This is a genomic window from Bacillus sp. FSL R10-2780, assembly GCF_038006125.1.
In the GTDB taxonomy this organism is placed as follows: Bacteria; Bacillota; Bacilli; order Bacillales; family Bacillaceae_G; genus Bacillus_A; species Bacillus_A cereus_U.
The window spans coordinates 72,455-91,359 of the sequence record NZ_JBBOUQ010000001.1; the positions used below are offsets into that span (position 1 = coordinate 72,455).

Sequence of the window (18,905 nt, forward strand, 5' to 3'; positions counted from 1 at the left end):
AAATACCTGTTAGTCAATAAACCTATATAAGTTATTTTGTATTATAGTTTGAAAAGTTGTAAATTAAATGAATTTTGTGTAAAAGTTGTCGAAATATAGTTCTATATAACGAATCATTTGATATGATAGAAATGTTGAGAAAATATGAAATAGGGAGAGGGAGATGGCTGTGAAGAAATTATTAAGTGTCTTTTTATCATTGATGTTATTGCTTTCATTTACTGGAACTTTAGCGCAGGCGGAAGAAACTACTTCTATGTCAGTAGAAAAAGCAATTCAAGTATTTAAGCAGCAAGGGAAAACGAAGGGGATAGTGGAAGGATATATCGTTGGGTATACGCAAAGTCCTTCTAAATACACGAAAGATCCGGCTAAGTTTGACGACACAAACGTGGCAATTGCCGATTCGCCAAACGAAACGAATCCAGACAAGATCATGCCTGTTCAGTTACCAAAAGGCGATGTGAGATCGGCTGTAAATGTGAAAGACCATCCTGAAAATATCGGGAAGAAAGTTAGCTTGACAGGGACGCTTGAATTATATTTTAGTAGCCCAGGTTTAAAATCAGTAACAGCTCATAAGTTTTACGGAGAAGAACAAAACCGCGTTAGCGATGTAGTGGCATCACCAAATGGCGGGGAAGTTGCAAAAGGGACAGCGGTAACATTAACAACGAATACAGAAGGAGCAACAATCTACTATACGTTGGATGGCTCTAATCCTACAAATAAAAGTGTTCGTTATAACGGACAAATTGTAGTGAATGAAAATAGTGTAGTGAAAGCAATCGCAGAAAAAGAAGGGCTTACTTCTTCAGCAGTTTCAACATTTTCATTTATTATCGTAAACAATGAACCAGTTCGTATTCATGATATTCAAGGGAAATCACATATTTCTCCTTACAATGGGAAGAAAGTAAACAATGTGGAAGGCGTTGTAACAGCGCTTGATAAAAATGGTTTTTATATAGAAGATAATCAGCCAGATAATGATCCAGCTACTTCAGAAGGTATTTACGTATACAAAAAAGATGCGAATGTAGCAGTAGGAGACCTTGTCCAAGTTGATGGAGAAGTAGAAGAATATGTTGGGCCTGGATATGCAGAACGATTTGAAACAGACTTAATGACGACTGAAATTAAGGCGAGCCGCGTTGCTGTAATCGCAAAAGATCAACCTTTACCAGCACCGGTTGTACTTGGAGAAAACGGTGTGAAAATCCCTGATCAAATTATCGATAATGATGCATTCGGTTTATTTGATCCAAATGAAGATGCAATCGATTTTTATGAAAGTGTAGAAGGTATGCGCGTTACGATGCCAACGCCAAAAATTATTGCTCCTCAGAAAAACGGGAATTTATATGTAACAGTAGAAAATGGTGGGGATAAAGTTATAACGAAGTATGGCACACCGCTATTAGATAAAGAGCAATTAAACCCAGAGCGTCTTTCTGTAAAAGTACCTCGTGATTATGTCGCGAAAGTAGGAGATACGTTCACTGGTAATATAACAGGCGTAGTAGGATATGACTACGGTTCGTACCGCATTTCGCCAGTAACGGAATTACCATCTGTAGTGGACGGTGGGTTTAAGCAAGTAGGGGCAAATATTCAGCCGCGTCTTGATAAGTTAACAGTTGCTACATATAATATTGAAAACTTCTCAGCGAACAAAAAAGAAACAACAGATGAAAAGGTAAAAGCGTTAGCTTATTCTATTAAATATAACTTGAAAATGCCTGATATTATCGGTGTAGAGGAAATGCAAGATAATAACGGATCGATTAATGACGGTACAACAGATGCTTCATTAAGCGCAAAACGTATCATTGATGCAGTGGTAGAAATTCGTGGTCCGAAGTATGAGTATGTAGAAATCGCTCCAAACAACAATCAAGACGGAGGAGCACCAGGAGCAAATATTCGCGTCGGTTTCTTCTATAACCCATCACGCGTGAAATTAGCAGCAGTACCGAAGTTACTTGATAAAAATGTTGTTCGTATTGGAGATGAAAATTCATTATTTGAAAGTACACGTAAACCGTTAGCGGCAGAATTTACGTTCCAAGGACAAAACGTTGTTGTCGTTGCAAATCACTTAAACTCAAAAATAGGAGATGCAACGCCATTCGGAAAAGTACAGCCGCTCGTATTAAAGAGTGAAGAAAAACGAGTTCAATTAGCACAAGAAGTGAATCATTTCGTACAAGATATTCAGAAAAAGAATACGAATGCACCAGTTGTTGTATTAGGTGATATGAATGACTTTGAATTCTCTAAACCTTTAGAAGCACTAGAGGGAACGATATTAAAAGATATGTTAAACACAGTGCCGAAAGAGAATCGTTACACGTACATTCATGAAGGTAACGCACAAGTGTTAGATCATATTTTAGTAACAAATAACATCGCACCACACACAATTATAGACCCAGTACACTTAAACTCAAACATTATGAAAGAACATGGACGTGTAAGTGACCACGATCCAGTACTTGCTCAAATTGATTTGAAGAAAGCTTCTTAAAGTAGGGGAACGCTTAGGTATCTAAGCGTTCTTTTTTGTTTTTGCATCGTCATATAATTATGAAGATAGAATTCCTTTTTTTATAATATGGTGATAAAATTAATTGAATATTTAGTTTTCGGAAGAGGGGCTAAAGATGCAAGCGCTAACAAGTGGGAAATTAATGAATCAAATCGCAATCTTTTTTAGTAGTATCGTCATGATTCAGTTTATAGCCGAGATAACAGGACTTACACAGAATTTAGATATTACGTATAACCTAATAAATACAGCAAGTTCTTATATAACATTTAGTTTGGCAGTCATTTTTACTTTAATAGGAGCAAGAAGAGAATTGAGTAAATATGCAATTATTTCATTATGTTTAGTTGTAGGTACTAAAGCAATTTATTTTGCGGCGGTTGTTATTTTATGGGGGGTGGCTGGTACGCCGTAAATGAATAAAAAACCTAATTTCCAAGATAAAATGTGGAAATTAGGTTTTTTATGCTTGAAACGCTTTTCTACACCGATCTCTTCTTTGCAGTCTTCTTCTATATTTTTTTCTATCGCGCTTTACTCCTTGTATATACATGAATAAGCTAACGAGGAGGAAGAAGGTACATTGTATTGTTAAAATATATGGTGACATGCCATGCAGCGGTTGCCTTGGATCATATAAATGAATAGGTGCCCCGCCTATTGTAGGGAATATCGTATTTAGCAGGATGTAAGGAATGGCGGTAGTTGCAAATGGAAATAGAAGCGCCATATAATCTTTTTGTGACCATGCAGATGCAGCAAGTCCTAAAAGAGCCATTAAACCTGCAAATAAAAAATTAATTCCGATATATACAGTAATGTAAGTGATGGGAGTATCGTAATATAAGTTTGCGAACATCCCGTTATCATTTATAATGCCTGAACCAGCCGTCGGTTCTCCGTCTGGAATGGTTAATTTGCAAAATAATAATGATAAGATGAATGGAAACGTATAAAGAGTTCCTCCGCAAAAAAATGTAACGATATATTTCATTACTGAATAAGGAAATATAGCAATTTCTTTACTGACAAACGGTTTAAAACCATCTGATTTATCCGAGTTGTAACTTGTACTAAAGGGAAGGCTCGCAATAACTGGCATTAATAACAAATAAACATCCATTTCATTGCCACGAAATCCAATCCATTTAATATCCGTTGATATAGGTCCATTCGCAGCATCTCCTAAATAACGAATTACAAAATAATAATGATAAATACAAATAAGAACGAATCCACTAAACATAATAATTAAAGAAACACGATTACAAAAAGCTTGCTTTATATTTAAACGAAGCGCACGCATCATGACTAAAAAAGCCTCCACTATTTTGATAAACTTGTCTATTTTCTATATTACTATTAATTGTAAGGATTTTCTTGTTTTTTTATTTGTTTATTAGAAAAAGAGTAATTTTGTTGTTGTTAGGTAAGGTTTAACTGTAGAAGAAGATTGTCAGAGTGAAAGGAAAAGAGAGGACATATTGAATTCTAGTTTAGACAAAATTACGCTTTCTACGTTGAAATAAGAAAAAGGTGTTCATAAAAATTATATCTGAAGAACATCTTTTCCTTTCCCCTTTTTTTCTGATACACTATGACAGTATTATATACATTGACTGGAATGTTTTTATACTGGGAATAACTAAAAAGAGAACTTGTATAGAATGTAAGCGTGTGGTAATATCAAATATGTACCGATTGACTATATTGTCCGATTGGTCATTTTTGGAGGTGACGATGTGGCGATAGATCGAAAACGTTCTATTATTGAAGCTGCAACAAAGTCTTTTTCAGCATTCGGTTATAAAGCAACGACGATGGATCAAGTTGCGAAGTTAGCGAATGTAGGAAAAGGAACAATTTATACTTTTTTCAAAAATAAAGAAGAACTATTTGGCGAAATTATTTCTAATTTAATTACAGAAATGAAGCAAGTCGCAAAAGACGCAATTCGTTCAGATATTTCATTTTTTGAAAATGTACATAGAGCATTATATAGCATATTAGAATTTAGAAAAGAACATCAGCTCATGATTAAACTAATTCAAGAAGAGCGTGATATGGGAACGAAAGAAGTACAAGAAGTGATGCAACAAGTAGATGTGGAAATCATTTCTGTCATCCAATCTTATTTAGAGATTGCGATTGAAAAAGGTGAGATTAGCAAATGTGATCCAGAAATTACAGCGTTTATTATGCTTCGCCTATACGTATCGCTTATTTTTGATTGGGAAAAAAATCATGAACCGTTAGAAAAAGAAAAGATATCGGAATTATTCGAACTTTATTTACTAAAAGGATTGTCAAATTAAGATAATCCTTTTAATATTATAATAAATGACTAATTGAACAAATTGGTCATTTATATGAGAAGGGTGGTTAAATAGTATAATCAAGTAGTTGAAAATGTGCATAGTATAAATTCGGGGATAAGGCATATGTATGAACAGATATAGCCTTTTTATTTGGTTAAAAATGACTAAATAGACATTTTGGTCATTTTTGAAAAGGGGGATAAATTATGAAATGGCATAAGTTGCTTAGTAAAGAATTTGCAGAGATTATAAAAAGTAAAAAAATATTAATCCCAATCATTGCGGTTTTATTTGTACCGATTTTATATGCGGGTATGTTTTTATGGGCCTTTTGGGATCCGTATGAGCAGCTAGATGACTTGCCAGTTGCGGTAGTCAATTTAGATAAAGGTGCAGAACTTGATGGGAAACCAATTGAGGTCGGGAAAGGGCTCGTTGATAACTTAAAAGATAATAAAAGTTTTAAATGGGAATTTGTAAGTGAAAAAGAAGCGAAAGAGGGAATGGAAGGCAGAAAGTATTACATGCTAGTACGTATCCCAGATGACTTCTCAAGTAACGCTACAACGTTATTACAAGACGATCCGAAACCATTAAACTTAGAATATATTCCAAATGAAAGTTTAAACTTCTTATCTTCACAAATTGGCGGAACAGCAATTGAAAAAATTAAAGGTGAAGTATCAAGCACGTTAACGAAAACATATGCAGAGAAAATGTTTGATTCCATTAAAGACGTATCAAAAGGATTAGCAGATGGAGCGGACGGAGCAAATAAGTTACATGATGGAGCTAGTGAGTTGCATGATGGATCAAGTAAAGTGACGGATGGACTCCATACACTTCAAGGGAAATCTGGGGAGATGAAAGATGGAGTTCAGAAATTAGCAGATGGATCTAATAAATTGCAAGATGGGTCCGGAAAAGTAACAGATGGTTTAAATACATTAAATAGCAAAACGGGTGAAATACAAACTGGTATAGGGAAATTACAAGATGGGTCTGGAAAAGTAACAGATGGTTTAAATGAATTAAATAGTAAAACAGGTGAGATGCAGACAGGTATAGGGAAATTACAAGATGGGTCTCAGAAAGTAACAGCAGGTTTGAATACATTAGTAAGTAAAACAGGTGAATTAAAAACAGGAACGAATGAATTATCAAATGGTATGGAACAACTTGTTGGCGGACAAAGTCAATTAGAGGGAGCCTCTCAAAAAATTGAAAAGGGTTTGCAAGAGTTAAATAGTACAGTGAAAAATTCTGTTGCAGGCTTAGAGGAAATGCAGTCGAAAGTTCCTACTATATTAAATACGGTAAATCAGAAAATAGATGGTGCTGGAGAAAATGTAAATCAGTTAAATGAATTTACTCAATCAACGGCAGGAGATGCGAAAAATGCAGCACAAGATGTAGCTAATTTGCAAAAGCAAATCGAGAGTTTACCAAAAGAATATCAAGAGCAGTTACAACCATATATAACAAATGCGGCAAAAAGTACAGCGACAGTTCAGCAAAAAGCTATTGGAGTAGCAGGTGGAACAAATAAATTAAATGAAGAAGTAAAACAATTAAAAGGTGCAATAAATCAAACAACAAGTGATGCGCAAAACAAACTACCGAATACAGAGAAATTGCAATCTTTAACGAGTGGTATTGAGGAATTAGCCAGTGCACAAAAAGGATTTGTTGAAAAATTCCACGGATTTGGTGAGAAGTTAAATACTGCTAAAGAAGGCGCAAATACATTTGAAAACGAATCTGGTCAATTAATTGCTGGGATAAATCAATTAGCAGATGGCTCGGGTCAAGTAACAGGTGGTTTAGGTACATTATCTGCAGGAGCAAATCAAATGGCAGGTGGCGTAAATCAATTAGCAGATGGTTCAAGCCAAGTGACAGGCGGCTTAGGTACATTATCTGTAGGAACAAACAAAATAATAGGTGGCGTAAATCAATTAGCAGATGGCTCGGGTCAAGTAACAACTGGCTTAGGTACTCTAAATGGTGGTCTAAATAACATGGAAACTGGCTCAACCCAGCTAATCGACGGAGTAAATAAACTAACAGACGGCTCAGGAAAAGTGACAGACGGACTCGTAAAAGTAAATGATGGGTCAGGTGAACTTGCTGAGAAACTTGGTGAAGGTGCAGAAAAGACAGGAGAAGTAAAAGGAACGGATAAAACGTATGATATGTTTGCAAGCCCAGTAAAAGTGAAGGTGGAGAAAATAGCGGAAGTTCCAAACTACGGAACAGGATTTACACCGTATTTCTTATCACTCGGTTTATTCGTTGGGGCATTACTATTATCTATCGTATACCCATTACGCGATACAGTCGGCGTTCCGAAATCAGGATTCAGCTGGTTTATTAGTAAGTTTGGTGTTTTATTATCAGTCGGTATTATTCAAGCAATAGTAGCAGATGTCATATTACTATTCGGATTAGGTGTAGAAGTACAAAGCATTCCATACTTCATACTCTTTAGCATTATTACAAGTTTAGCATTCATCGCATTAATTCAATGTTTAGTAACAGCATTCGGTGATGCGGGCCGTTTCATTGCGATTTTAACATTAATTATGCAGCTTACAACTAGCGCTGGAACATTCCCGCTAGAGTTGATTCCGAAGTATTTACAACCCTTTAATGCTTGGCTACCGATGACATACTCTGTATCAGGGTTTAAAGCAGTCGTATCAAGCGGTGATTTTAACTTTATGTGGCAAAATATAGGGATACTCATGATCTTTATCGTTGTATTATCACTTGGAACAATTGCTTCATTAACTTGGATGCATAAGCGCCAGTTTAGAAACATTGCTGAAAATCAATCATTTGAAGCGTAAATAAAAAGCACCGAAATGGTGCTTTTTTATTTATCTTATTTTAATTAGAGGTTTATCCTCCATACTTTTGCTGTAGTTCTTTATTTTTAGTGAGCACATTTTCAAATTTTTCTTCATGTCCTTTTGGGAAGAGGACGCCTAAACCGTACGAATGTGAAAATTCTAGATGAGGGTATTGTGCTTTTAAAGTATCCCATAATAGATGTACACCAAACCCATTTTCGAAGACGGCTATATCATGAAATAAAATAATACCGTTCTTTTTAAGTTTTGGTAACCATGTAACGTAATCGTGTGAGACCGCCTCAAACGTATGAAACCCATCGATATGTAATAAATCGATGCTTTCATCTTCAAATTGATTTAAAGCATCATCAAATGTAGAACGAATCGTTTTTCCGATTCCTGGATAACACGTGTCCAGCACATTTGTTACGGTTTCGAATACATTTTCTCCATAGTAACCACCGTGTGGATCTCCTTGCCAAGTATCAATTGCAGTACATTGTGTCGGGAGTTGTTCATCTTTAACAGCCTGACAAAAACTGTAGAAGGAAGATCCATAATATGTTCCTAATTCTACTAGTGTATTAGGTTTGAAAAATGTAACGAGATCGTAAGCAAACTTGTTATGCCCAGCCCATGGCGAAGAAGTTCTAACAGATGGAACGACTTGATCTACTTCAAACAAAGGATCATAATAAATCCACCGCATTCATATTCCCCCTTGACTTGTAATTCATCCATGTAAATATATGTGAAAGATCATTGGATAGAACATATCACTTTTATTTGAAAATTCCTGTAGACCTACCTAAAGGAGAGGGGAATATTAAAAAAGGGATTACAAAGATTTGAATAGAATCATATACAGAAAGAGGAGGAGCTATGAGAAAAAAATTCAACTATTATTTCATACTATATCCATGCGTCTATTTCCTCGTTTTCACCATATCACCTATTTTGTTTCGCAAAGAAGAACATACTAGCGTAAAAGATACGTTAGCATTTCTTGGATTCTACTATTTCCTTATAAGCGTAGGGTATGCACTGGACCTTTTCGGTGAAAAAGCCAAGGAAAAGGATAAATAATAAGGAGGAAAATAAAATGACCGAAAGCCAAATGAAATTTCGTGATACGACCATTCGTAATTTTTTCGATAAAGAGGATCGTTTAAAATCGATTCCAGGTCAAAAAAAGAAAAAGTTAGTATTGTTAGAGCATTTAATTAGCAAGTTAAATGCAGAGAATCAGTATACGGAAAAAGAAATTAATACATTCATAAAACAATATCACGAGGACTTTTGTACGATTAGACGCGAGTTTATCGTGCACGGATTTATGGATCGAGAGGATAATGTGTATCGTATAAATGGGAGAGAAGTATGGAAGAAGTGGGAAGAGCTATAAATGTAATGAGAAAGGGGAATTTTCTTGCAAGCTAGTAGTCTTATGCATGAAGAACTTTCGGAAAAACCATCGATTTTGGGGATATTTACTTCGCCAACACTACAATTCAAAAGGATGAAGAATCAAAGAAATATATTATTTCCACTAGCTCTTTTAATGGTACTTATTATAATTTCAAGTGCTTTAATGTCTTGGAATGCTTTAAACAATCCTGCACTTAGTATGTTTCATGATAAAACGGGATTTACTGTTCCAAAATACATAACTTTCTTTACCACATTTGGGATATCCGCAGTTAGTGGCATCGTAGCTATATTTTTTGCCCCTATATTCTACAAGAATATTATGATTTTTTTTGGAGTTGATATTAGCTATAAAGAAACATTCCCGGTAATTATTTATGCTTCGTTTGTATTAAGGGTAGGGATGATTTTAAACGGATTAATTACATTTTCTCTAAGTGGATATGAGATATCTTATACAGGTTTAGGTGCAATAGCGACAGATAATATGATTCTACATACAATCGCTCAAAGAATAGATATATTTAACATTTGGTATTACGTTTTATTAGGAATAGGTTTGAAAACGATTACGAATTTAAATAAAGATAAACTTATCCCTCTTATTATTGTACTTTTCGTGTTCACTAGTTTATTAGCGAGCATGGCTGGGTTTATGCAGGAAATATCTAAACCATAAAAAAAGCTGTTGGTAAATCGATATCCCTTGTTGAATCGTTGATATATTTGAAGTTACGATAGATATATTCGAAAAATCGTTAATATAATTTTATTTGCCATGATATTGTTCAGAAAAGGAGATCGCCTAGTTAGAAGTTGGACTGAGGGGATACTCCTTTTATAATTCTTTACACTAAAACTTTTTTATCCAATCTTTCTTTCTGACGAAGATGGTGTGCAAAATGCATAGAAATGAGCTGGAACCACTCTGCCGCATTTAAGTACCCAAGTCCAGGGTGCTCTACTTTACAATCATTAGGAATAGAAGTAAGTGTTGGCTCAATGTCTTTAACAACTGTAATTAATTCCAGAAAACGTTCTTGTACTTCTTCTTTGTTAGTTGGATTTTCGGGTGTATATCCCGGATGATCTGGCACTTTTATTTGTATGTCAGGAAAGGCCCCCATTATATATACTTTTTCACCCATATCCGTTTTTTTGTTAGTTACAGAGGGCATTTCAGTTCTACATTTTGCGATTGCATCTAACTGCATATATGTAGCCGAAAGTAAATGATTATACATTTGACCAAGAGACCATTCTTCTGTAGAAGGTTTCGTTCTAAATTGTTCGAGAGAGTATTTTTCTAATTCCTCTATGTAATACGTTGCTAAATCCTCAAATTTGTTCATATTGTTATCCCCTTTTTAAGAAAATGTATTTGTTAATACCTACAATAAAGGAGGGCTACTGACAACATTATGTCAGTAGTAAAATAAAAAATTAAAGTTTTAACATTTTTTTTACTTCATCATATATTTTCTCAGAAAGAATTTTTGGCTCTAGTACTTGCACTTGGCTACCCCAGCTTAATATCCATTGAAAGACTTCATCTATATTTCTTGATTTCAAAAAGACATGAAAACCATTATCCTGATGCTCGTATGAATCTATAAAAAAGTATCGTGATTCAATAATTTTATGTGCAATATGGGATGGAAATAATAAATGAATCGTAACAGTACGATTGTTTTCAGGTTGATAGTCTTGTAAAGAAAAGTCCTTCGGTTTTGTAAAGAATTCTTGTTCTTGCTGTAATGTATCCATACGGTCTAAACGAAAATTACGTATTTGTTTTCGCAGTAAGCAATGAGCAACGATGTACCAAATTCCTGAAATATTGACTAAACCGTAAGGATGAACGGTCCGATTTATTTTTGTAGTTTCTCTTGGTTTACGATAAGAAAAAGAGATAGCTTGTTCTTTTTGAATAGATTCTTGCAATAAGAAAAGTTGGTTTTCTAGTTGTTCTCGCTCGGGTTGCTGATGAGAAAATATAGGAGAAAGGAAACGGAAAGTTCCTCGCAGCTCTTCAACTTTCTTTTTTTGATCAGTAGAGAGGACAACCTCAAGTTTCTCTTTTGCCGATTGCGCATGTACAGAAAAAGAAGAATTGAAAGTTTTCTCAATATAATCACTGCCTAATAAAAGAGTAACAGCCTCTTCAGGCGTAAGTTGAATGGGTGGTAAGAAATAACCATCCATTAATGAATAACCGTGACCAGGCATTGCGAAAAGCGGGACGCCAGATTCACTAAGTGCATCCATATCTCGATAAATAGTGCGTATACTTGTCTCGAATTTTTCAGCTAAGCTTTGTGCTGTAACGGTTTGTTTTCTTTGTAATTCAATTAATATAGCTAATAAACGATCCGTCCGATTCATGAAATATCATCCTTTATTTTATAAATATTCTTATTGTGAAATTCTAAAAGTAGTGTGTAATTCCCTGCCATTAACAGACTTTTCCCTATGTATAATATTAATATAGTAAAATCATAAGAACCTATATTGCAGTTTCCAATAATATACTATATAATCAGGATAAGAAAACGTTTTCATGCAAAGGGGGAAAATTTCGTGTCGACTATCGAGGACGTGGCGAAATTAGCGGGGTTATCAAGGACAACGGTTTCTAGGGTGATCAATAATCATCCATATGTTTCAGATGAGAAAAAGAAAAGGGTTCAATTAGCAATGAAGCATTTAGGCTTCGTTCCTAATTCTGCGGCGAGAAGGCTTCGTAAACAAAAAACAGAAACAATTGCGGTGCTTGTTCCAAGGATTACAAATCCTTTTTTTAGTAGATTTATTGAAGCAATCGAGATTGCTGCTTCTGAACATAAATATAAACTGATTATTTGTCAAACAAGATATTTACCGGAAAAAGAGATGGAGTATTTACAATTATTATCTACGAAACAAGTAGATGGGATTATTCTATGTTCACTAGAAAATCCATGGGAGAATGTGGAGCCATACTTGCAACACGGTCCAATCGTGTTATGTAATGAATATATTGAGGAAGCAAATGTTCCAACAGTGAAATTTGATCATGCACAGGGAGCATACATAGCTGCCAATCATGTATTAGAACAGGGATATCGTAATCTTATTTTTTGCCGTGGTAACGAAACGAAAGTAGTGAGCCAACAGCGAAAAATGGGCTTTTTACGCGCTATTACTGAAAAGAGTAGAGAAGTGGAAGCAATCGATTTTCTTGAAAACGCTTTCTCTTGGGATGATGGAAAACGAATATTCCATGAAGTATTAAAGGACAAAAAAAATCCTACCGCGATTTTGGCAGGAGGCGACGAGGTTGCAGCTGGAATTATCTCAGAGGCGAAACGTCATGATTGGAGTATTCCAGAAGATCTCGCTGTTATCGGTTTTGATAATCAAATTTTAGCGCAGATTACAGAGCCAGGTATTACGACAATTGAACAGCCAATCGACGAGATGGCCCGAAAAGTTGTCGAATTAATGATGGATAAAATCCATACGAAAAATTATCGACAAAAAGAATTGTATGAGTTTGAACTAGAGCTCTTGGTGAAAGGTTCAACGATGAAGGATACGATGTTATTAGCCTAGTAGACTATGTCTGCTAGGTTTTTTTATGTTTACAAACTACTATTCTTCGTGAACGCAATCGTCACATTTGTTATGGTATGCTTCGTGTTGCTCATCAATTTCCTTCCCGCAGTGTGCACAAGTTTTCGTCGGTAAATTTCGGAAAAACTCCATTGGTTGATCAATCATGTCAATCCCTCCATTTTCATTTCTTACTATCATTGTATTAGTACAAAAAACAAAAGTCAACAACTGTTTTATAACAAAATTGAAAATTAATGAAAAAGTTTAGGAAATGGATTATAGTTAACAATGTAGGATGTAAGAAAAAAACTTTCTCAAGTACGGAGAAAAACCGCATTCCTACACGGTTTTAGAAAGGATGGATACATATGAAGATGACTGTTGTCGGCTTTTGGGGCGGCTTTCCAGAAGCGGGAGAAGCAACGTCGGGGTATTTGTTTGAACACGATGGTTTTCGTTTACTTGTAGACTGTGGTAGTGGTGTACTAGCACAGCTTCAAAAATATATAACACCATCTGATATAGATGCAGTTGTATTGTCACACTATCATCACGATCATGTTGCAGATATTGGGGTATTGCAATATGCAAGATTAATTACGAGTGTGACAAAAGGACAACTACCGGAGTTACCAATATACGGTCATTCGTTTGATGAGAATGGATTCCATTCTTTAACGCATGAACCGCATACGAAAGGAATCGCGTACAATCCAGAAGAAACACTTCAAATTGGACCGTTCTCCATTTCATTCTTAAAAACTGTTCATCCTGTTACATGCTTTGCGATGCGTATTACAGCTGGCGATGATGTTGTTGTATACAGTGCAGATTCAAGTTATATTCCTGAATTTATTCCGTTCACAAAAGATGCTGATCTTTTCATTTGTGAATGTAATATGTATGCACATCAAGAGGCTGCCAAAGCAGGGCATATGAATAGTACAGAAGTAGCAAGTATTGCGAAAACTGCGAATGTAAAAGAACTTTTATTAACGCATTTGCCGCATACAGGCAATCCATCTGATTTAGTAACGGAAGCAAAACAAATTTTCAGTGGCCATATTACGCTTGCGCATAGTGGTTACGTTTGGAATTCATGAGGTGATACGATGTTATTTATTGATAATAAAGGGATTACAGATCCTACGATAAACTTAGCGATTGAAGAATATTGTGTTAAAAATTTAGATATTAACGAAACATATTTACTGTTCTACATTAATGAGCCTTCAATTATCATTGGTAAAAACCAAAACACAGTGGAAGAAATTAATGCAGATTACGTAAAAGAAAAAGGCATTCATGTCGTTCGTCGTTTATCAGGCGGAGGCGCAGTATATCATGATTTAGGAAACTTAAACTTCAGCTTTATTACGAAAGATGATGGAGACAGTTTCAGCAACTTCAAAAAATTCACAGAACCTGTAACGAAAGCGCTTGGTAAACTAGGCGTAAATGCAGAGCTAAGTGGTCGTAACGACATTTTAGCTGAAGGTAGAAAAATTTCAGGTAACGCGCAGTTTTCAACGAAAGGTCGTATGTTTAGTCACGGTACGTTATTATTTGACTCTGAAATCGATCACGTTGTATCAGCACTAAAAGTGAAAATGGATAAGATTCAATCAAAAGGAATTAAATCAATCCGTAGCCGCGTTGCGAATATTACAGAGTTCTTAAACGAAAAAATGACGACAGAAGAGTTTAGACAACTTCTGCTAGAAACAATTTTCGAAGGAGAAACAGAAATTCCAACGTACGAATTAACAGAAGCTGATTGGAAAGAGATTTATAAAATTTCTGAAGAACGTTACCGCAATTGGGACTGGAACTACGGGAAGTCTCCGAAGTTCAACTTACAACATTCACACCGCTTCCCAGTTGGACAAGTTGATGTTCGCCTTGAAGTGAAAAAAGGAACAGTAACAGAATGTAAAATTTACGGTGATTTCTTCGGATCACTAGATGTTCATGACATTGAAGAACGTCTAACAGGCGTACAATTTGATAAAGATACATTCACTGTAGCTTTAGAAGGCGTAGATATCGCGCGCTATTTCGGTAATATTACAACAGAAGATTTCTTACATTTATTCTTCTAAACAGAGGAGGCTGTCAAATGGCAGCCTCTTTCTTTTTGCGTAGATTGTCAGGTTTTGTCGGTAAGTCGATATATTTTAAAAATCGCTGATATAAATTGGTTTACGGTCGATATATTTCAAAAATCGCTGATATATTTCGAGTTATAGTCGATATATTCGAAAAATCGCCGATATAATTTCACTTACCGTAAAACGTATATTTACAGGACATCTGCTCCTTATAAAGGAATATATATGATAAAAGGAGGCGAATCGAAATGAAACGTTTAGTAGCGTTGGTAAAACGCCAGATGTTGTCTTGTCGATAGATGAAGACAATAAGGGATTACCGACAGTATATGTTACAGTGTACGTTCATGAAAATAGAGCGGACGCTCTCAATTTGTATGGAGAGTATACGGCTTTAAATAAAGAGGAAGTTGAAAAACTTAGCGGAAAGATGAGTGCATATTATCCTACAATGATTTTAGCTACAGTTTAACTATATGTTTGTACCTGTTTCTTTCACATATAATTCTCGCATCTTACTAAAGTGTTCTGGAAGAAAGTGGTTGATGTATATTCGATTAATAGAATATCACTTGCTACTTTAATTTTCTTTTAATATAATTAATTTAGAATTTTTAAATATTCTAAATTTTATAAAGGTGGGATTTGTGTGAATCTCGTTCAATCTTTGGCTGAAACGGCAAAAAAGAAGGGGGATAAACCGGCGTACATATTTATGGATCAGTCGGTCTCGTATGACCAATTAAACAAAGTAGTCACTAGGTTTTCTAGCAATTTAGCAAAAATGGGCATTGGAAAAGGGGACAATGTCGCATTAGCTGTAGGCAATTCACCACATTTTTTAGTAGGTTTATACGGAACAATGAAAGCCGGAGCAACTGTCATTCCGATTAATCCAATTTATACAGCAGACGAAATACATTACATATTACAAAATGGAGATGTAAAAACAATCATCGTACTCGACGTCCTTCTACCTGTTATACAATCTCTTACAACAAGACTTCCTTCACTTGAAAATATCATCATATGCGAAACCTCATCAGATTTTAACCATATAGAAACCGAAAAAATGAAAACGTTTACTAGTTTTATAGGAAATGGAGATGTAACTTACGAAGGTCCTGAACTAGATGAAGAAGATGTAGCTGTTATTTTATACACTTCAGGTACAACTGGAAAGCCAAAAGGCGCTATGTTAACGCATAAAAATTTATATAGTAATGCTAGCGATGTTGCGTCATATTTACAATATACTGCGGATGATCGCGTCGTTGCGGCACTGCCGATGTTCCATGTGTTCTGTTTAACTGTTGCGGTAAATGCACCGATTGTGAACGGGGCAACAATTTTAATGTTACCGAAGTTTAGTCCGAAAGAAGTATTCCGTATTTGTCGTACGTATGAACCAACGATTTTTGCGGGTGTGCCGACAATGTACAATTACTTATATTTATTTGAAGAAGCGAGCGCAGAAGATGTGAAGACACTTCGCCTTTGTATTTCAGGTGGTGCATCGATGCCTGTTGCGCTTCTGAAAAACTTTGAAAAACGTTTTGACGTTATCGTTTCAGAAGGATACGGTTTATCAGAGGCATCACCAGTTACTTGTTTTAATCCGTTAGATCGTCCTCGTAAACCAGGTTCGATTGGTACAAATATTTGGCACGTAGAAAATAAAATTGTGAACGAACTTGGGGAAGAAGTACCTGTTGGTGCAGTTGGGGAATTAATTGTTCGCGGACCTAACGTTATGAAGGGTTACTATAATGCGCCAGAAGATACTGCGGCGACAATTAAAGATGGCTGGCTATATACAGGTGACTTAGCGAAAATGGATGAAGAAGGTTACTTCTATATCGTCGATCGTAAAAAAGATATTGTTTTAGTTGGCGGTTATAACGTATATCCTCGTGAAGTAGAGGAAGTATTATATACTCATGATTCGGTAGCTGAAGTTGTCGTAATCGGTGTTCCTGATGAAAACTTAGGAGAAGCAGTGCGAGCTTACGTCGTTCTGAAACAAACGAGCGTAACAGAAGAAGAGCTTACGCATTACTGCACGTTACATTTAGCGAAATATAAAGTGCCAATGAGTATTGAGTTTTTAACAGAATTGCCGAAGAATACAACTGGTAAATTGTTACGAAGAGCTTTGAGAGAGAAGGCATTACAAGTATAAAAATAAAGATATCCATCTCTATGACTACATGTTTAGAGATGGATATCTTTTTGTCCTGTAAAGGCTCGATTCGTGTGGATGGACAAAATCCCTACTCATTAAAGTTTCACTTTATTTTTTAGAATTGGTTAAGCTATAAGCCCATATATTTAAACCGTAATATGACTAATAAGGAGGAGATATGTATGGAGCAGAAGGAATTACGCTTACGGAAAGTGCAATATCTTATTTGTGACATTATGGATGAAATGAATATGGAGAGTGAAAAGAAGAACTTAGAAACATTGCAAAAGGTAATTGATCACCTTTCAGGGGCGATTGGGGATTTAGTTGATCCATCAAGTTCGTATTCTATCGATTATTTAGAGAGAAAGGTTCATACGGCTCATTATTTACTTTTTAAAAATGAACGGAAAGCATACTTATGTAGGAAATAAAAAAGATTGGCTTTTATTTTTCTGTTCGATTGATAATCATTATCAATAAGATAGTTATGATGGATAAATGAATATAAAAGGAAATGTCATATTGATAATGATTAAAAAAGATTTATTCATATATTTGTTGTTGATGGTGAAAGGGAATAGTTAGGGATATTTGTATAAGCCCCCGAAGCGATAAAGTGAAATTCCAAGTTGACACATATGAATTACGGAATTAAAATGAAAAGAAATCAAACAGAATACAATAGAAGCTCATCAGAGAAACTGAAGGCGCACAACGTTCACTTTTGTGAATAGATTGTGTGCCTTTTTCTATTGTACAAACTAAGGGGGCTTTATATATGAAACAGTGGGGTAAGACAGCGCTTATGAAAAGTACAGGTGTCTTATTGTCAGCATTTGTTCTTTTGTCAGGGTGTGGCTCGGCAACATCTACTAGTAATTCTGAAGGAGGCGGGGATAAGAAGACAGTTGAGCTTTTAAATGTTTCATATGACCCGACGCGTGAGTTGTATCAAGATTTCAATAAAGACTTTGCGAAGTATTGGAAAGAGAAGCATGGTCAAACAGTAAATGTAAAGCAATCACACGGGGGATCTGGAAGTCAGGCACGCTCTGTTATTGACGGTTTAGAAGCAGACGTTGTAACACTAGCGCTCGCTTATGATATTGACGCGATTAGTAAGAAGAAACAACTAGCAGAAGATTGGCAGAAGCGACTTGCGGATAATTCTACTCCGTATACATCAACGATTGTATTTCTTGTGAGAAAAGGAAACCCGAAAGGAATTAAAGACTGGGATGATTTAACGAAAAAAGGTGTGTCTGTCATTACACCGAATCCAAAAACATCTGGAGGAGCACGGTGGAACTATTTAGGGGCGTGGGGATACGCACTGAAGAAATATAACAATAGTGAAGATAAAGCGAAAGAGTTTGTCGGCCAAATTTATAAAAACGTAGAAGTGCTTGATTCTGGTGCACGCGGGGCAACGACGACTTTCGTTGAAAAAGGAATTGGTGACGTGTTAATTGCTTGGGAAAATGAAGCATTATTATCACAAAAAGAACTTGGAAAAGATAAATTTGAAATTGTAACGCCTTCGATTAGTATACTTGCAGAACCGCCAGTAGCTGTTGTAGATAAAGTCGTTGATAAAAAAGGAACGAAAAAAGTAGCAGAAGGATACCTTGAATATTTGTATTCAGAAAAAGGGCAAGAAATTGCGGCGAAAAACTTTTATCGCCCTCGTAATGAAAAAGTAGCAGAAAAGTACGCATCACAATTTCCGAAAGTTCAATTATTTACAGTAGATGAACTATTTGGAGGCTGGAAAAAAGCGCAAGAAAAGCATTTTAATGATGGCGGCGTATTCGATCAAATGTATAAAAAATAAGGGGGGATGAGGTGACGTTA

The 18,905-nt window shown here is 35.6% G+C and carries 18 protein-coding genes and 1 pseudogene; 14 read left to right on the plus strand and 5 right to left on the minus strand.

What is annotated here, in order from left to right; translation table 11 throughout:
- Positions 1–163: 163 nt before the first annotated feature.
- Both NSQ47_RS00365 and NSQ47_RS00370 read left to right on the plus strand, forming a co-directional pair.
- Positions 164–2,530: a DUF6359 domain-containing protein gene (locus tag NSQ47_RS00365; RefSeq protein WP_341035795.1), complete on the plus strand. Its 2,367-nt coding sequence runs from the start codon at positions 164–166 to the stop codon at positions 2,528–2,530.
- A 136-nt stretch (positions 2,531–2,666) separates the two neighbouring features.
- Entirely contained in the window at positions 2,667–2,966 is a 300-nt protein-coding gene (locus NSQ47_RS00370) for a hypothetical protein (protein ID WP_341035796.1), read from the plus strand.
- Positions 2,967–3,014: 48 nt separating this feature from the next.
- Here NSQ47_RS00370 and NSQ47_RS00375 read toward each other — a convergent pair whose 3' ends face one another.
- Positions 3,015–3,860, minus strand: a complete 846-nt coding sequence (locus NSQ47_RS00375; RefSeq protein WP_199710054.1) for a hypothetical protein — start codon at positions 3,858–3,860, stop codon at positions 3,015–3,017.
- Between the two features lie 433 nt (positions 3,861–4,293).
- Between NSQ47_RS00375 and NSQ47_RS00380 the strand changes: the two genes are divergently transcribed.
- The gene (locus NSQ47_RS00380) at positions 4,294–4,866 is read left to right on the plus strand and encodes a TetR/AcrR family transcriptional regulator (protein WP_002116844.1); all 573 of its coding nucleotides are present in this window, start codon (positions 4,294–4,296) and stop codon (positions 4,864–4,866) included.
- 209 nt (positions 4,867–5,075) lie between these two features.
- A complete protein-coding gene (locus tag NSQ47_RS00385; RefSeq protein ID WP_341035797.1) occupies positions 5,076–7,721 on the plus strand; it encodes a YhgE/Pip domain-containing protein in 2,646 nt (881 codons plus the stop codon).
- Positions 7,722–7,773: 52 nt separating this feature from the next.
- On the opposite strand, the gene NSQ47_RS00390 is transcribed toward NSQ47_RS00385, so the two are convergent.
- Positions 7,774–8,436: a class I SAM-dependent methyltransferase gene (locus tag NSQ47_RS00390; protein WP_002158968.1), complete on the minus strand. Its 663-nt coding sequence runs from the start codon at positions 8,434–8,436 to the stop codon at positions 7,774–7,776.
- Between the two features lie 173 nt (positions 8,437–8,609).
- Between NSQ47_RS00390 and NSQ47_RS00395 the strand changes: the two genes are divergently transcribed.
- From NSQ47_RS00395 to NSQ47_RS00405, 3 genes are read left to right on the plus strand one after another with little or no spacing between them, the layout of a single operon-like run.
- Positions 8,610–8,813, plus strand: a complete 204-nt coding sequence (locus NSQ47_RS00395; RefSeq protein WP_078179704.1) for a hypothetical protein — start codon at positions 8,610–8,612, stop codon at positions 8,811–8,813.
- 16 nt (positions 8,814–8,829) lie between these two features.
- The gene (locus NSQ47_RS00400; protein WP_341035800.1) at positions 8,830–9,132 is read left to right on the plus strand and encodes a DUF2087 domain-containing protein; all 303 of its coding nucleotides are present in this window, start codon (positions 8,830–8,832) and stop codon (positions 9,130–9,132) included.
- Between the two features lie 24 nt (positions 9,133–9,156).
- Positions 9,157–9,834, plus strand: coding sequence for a Yip1 family protein (locus tag NSQ47_RS00405; protein WP_340822394.1), 678 nt, complete (start codon positions 9,157–9,159; stop codon positions 9,832–9,834).
- A 169-nt stretch (positions 9,835–10,003) separates the two neighbouring features.
- Here the strand turns inward: NSQ47_RS00405 and NSQ47_RS00410 are convergent, their stop codons facing one another.
- Both NSQ47_RS00410 and NSQ47_RS00415 read right to left on the minus strand, forming a co-directional pair.
- Positions 10,004–10,507: a DinB family protein gene (locus NSQ47_RS00410; RefSeq protein ID WP_341035802.1), complete on the minus strand. Its 504-nt coding sequence runs from the start codon at positions 10,505–10,507 to the stop codon at positions 10,004–10,006.
- 91 nt (positions 10,508–10,598) lie between these two features.
- Positions 10,599–11,540, minus strand: coding sequence for a helix-turn-helix transcriptional regulator (locus tag NSQ47_RS00415; protein ID WP_341035803.1), 942 nt, complete (start codon positions 11,538–11,540; stop codon positions 10,599–10,601).
- Between the two features lie 195 nt (positions 11,541–11,735).
- Here NSQ47_RS00415 and NSQ47_RS00420 point away from each other — a divergent pair, with 195 nt between their 5' ends.
- Positions 11,736–12,749, plus strand: a complete 1,014-nt coding sequence (locus NSQ47_RS00420) for a LacI family DNA-binding transcriptional regulator (protein WP_002158960.1) — start codon at positions 11,736–11,738, stop codon at positions 12,747–12,749.
- 39 nt (positions 12,750–12,788) lie between these two features.
- Here the strand turns inward: NSQ47_RS00420 and yhfH are convergent, their stop codons facing one another.
- Positions 12,789–12,917, minus strand: a complete 129-nt coding sequence (gene yhfH, locus NSQ47_RS00425) for a protein YhfH (protein WP_000567010.1) — start codon at positions 12,915–12,917, stop codon at positions 12,789–12,791.
- 203 nt (positions 12,918–13,120) lie between these two features.
- Here yhfH and NSQ47_RS00430 point away from each other — a divergent pair, with 203 nt between their 5' ends.
- The 6 genes and pseudogenes from NSQ47_RS00430 (at position 13,121) to NSQ47_RS00455 (ending at position 18,885) form a co-directional block, all read left to right on the plus strand.
- A complete protein-coding gene (locus NSQ47_RS00430) occupies positions 13,121–13,855 on the plus strand; it encodes an MBL fold metallo-hydrolase (protein ID WP_215555503.1) in 735 nt (244 codons plus the stop codon).
- A 9-nt stretch (positions 13,856–13,864) separates the two neighbouring features.
- A complete protein-coding gene (locus tag NSQ47_RS00435; RefSeq protein ID WP_002158958.1) occupies positions 13,865–14,854 on the plus strand; it encodes a lipoate--protein ligase in 990 nt (329 codons plus the stop codon).
- Between the two features lie 241 nt (positions 14,855–15,095).
- Positions 15,096–15,335, plus strand: a pseudogene (locus NSQ47_RS00440) (hypothetical protein); the annotation flags it as partial.
- 177 nt (positions 15,336–15,512) lie between these two features.
- Positions 15,513–17,045: a fatty acid--CoA ligase family protein gene (locus tag NSQ47_RS00445; protein WP_002158957.1), complete on the plus strand. Its 1,533-nt coding sequence runs from the start codon at positions 15,513–15,515 to the stop codon at positions 17,043–17,045.
- Between the two features lie 185 nt (positions 17,046–17,230).
- Positions 17,231–17,482 (plus strand): hypothetical protein, encoded by a 252-nt coding sequence (locus NSQ47_RS00450; RefSeq protein ID WP_000435464.1) that lies wholly within the window; start codon positions 17,231–17,233, stop codon positions 17,480–17,482.
- A 347-nt stretch (positions 17,483–17,829) separates the two neighbouring features.
- Positions 17,830–18,885: a sulfate ABC transporter substrate-binding protein gene (locus NSQ47_RS00455; protein ID WP_002158956.1), complete on the plus strand. Its 1,056-nt coding sequence runs from the start codon at positions 17,830–17,832 to the stop codon at positions 18,883–18,885.
- Positions 18,886–18,905: the final 20 nt, after the last annotated feature.

What these genes read in the sequence shown, in the direction of transcription:
- NSQ47_RS00400 (WP_341035800.1), top strand. Translation starts at nt 8,830, where the DNA reads ATGACCGAAAGCCAAATGAAATTTCGTGATACGACCATTCGTAATTTT.
- NSQ47_RS00385 (WP_341035797.1), top strand. Translation starts at nt 5,076, where the DNA reads ATGAAATGGCATAAGTTGCTTAGTAAAGAATTTGCAGAGATTATAAAA.
- NSQ47_RS00455 (WP_002158956.1), top strand. Translation starts at nt 17,830, where the DNA reads ATGAAACAGTGGGGTAAGACAGCGCTTATGAAAAGTACAGGTGTCTTA.
- NSQ47_RS00410 (WP_341035802.1), bottom strand. Translation starts at nt 10,507, where the DNA reads ATGAACAAATTTGAGGATTTAGCAACGTATTACATAGAGGAATTAGAA.
- NSQ47_RS00375 (WP_199710054.1), bottom strand. Translation starts at nt 3,860, where the DNA reads ATGATGCGTGCGCTTCGTTTAAATATAAAGCAAGCTTTTTGTAATCGT.
- NSQ47_RS00415 (WP_341035803.1), bottom strand. Translation starts at nt 11,540, where the DNA reads ATGAATCGGACGGATCGTTTATTAGCTATATTAATTGAATTACAAAGA.
- NSQ47_RS00370 (WP_341035796.1), top strand. Translation starts at nt 2,667, where the DNA reads ATGCAAGCGCTAACAAGTGGGAAATTAATGAATCAAATCGCAATCTTT.
- NSQ47_RS00395 (WP_078179704.1), top strand. Translation starts at nt 8,610, where the DNA reads ATGAGAAAAAAATTCAACTATTATTTCATACTATATCCATGCGTCTAT.
- NSQ47_RS00450 (WP_000435464.1), top strand. Translation starts at nt 17,231, where the DNA reads ATGGAGCAGAAGGAATTACGCTTACGGAAAGTGCAATATCTTATTTGT.
- NSQ47_RS00430 (WP_215555503.1), top strand. Translation starts at nt 13,121, where the DNA reads ATGAAGATGACTGTTGTCGGCTTTTGGGGCGGCTTTCCAGAAGCGGGA.
- NSQ47_RS00365 (WP_341035795.1), top strand. Translation starts at nt 164, where the DNA reads ATGGCTGTGAAGAAATTATTAAGTGTCTTTTTATCATTGATGTTATTG.
- NSQ47_RS00390 (WP_002158968.1), bottom strand. Translation starts at nt 8,436, where the DNA reads ATGCGGTGGATTTATTATGATCCTTTGTTTGAAGTAGATCAAGTCGTT.
- NSQ47_RS00435 (WP_002158958.1), top strand. Translation starts at nt 13,865, where the DNA reads ATGTTATTTATTGATAATAAAGGGATTACAGATCCTACGATAAACTTA.
- yhfH (WP_000567010.1), bottom strand. Translation starts at nt 12,917, where the DNA reads ATGATTGATCAACCAATGGAGTTTTTCCGAAATTTACCGACGAAAACT.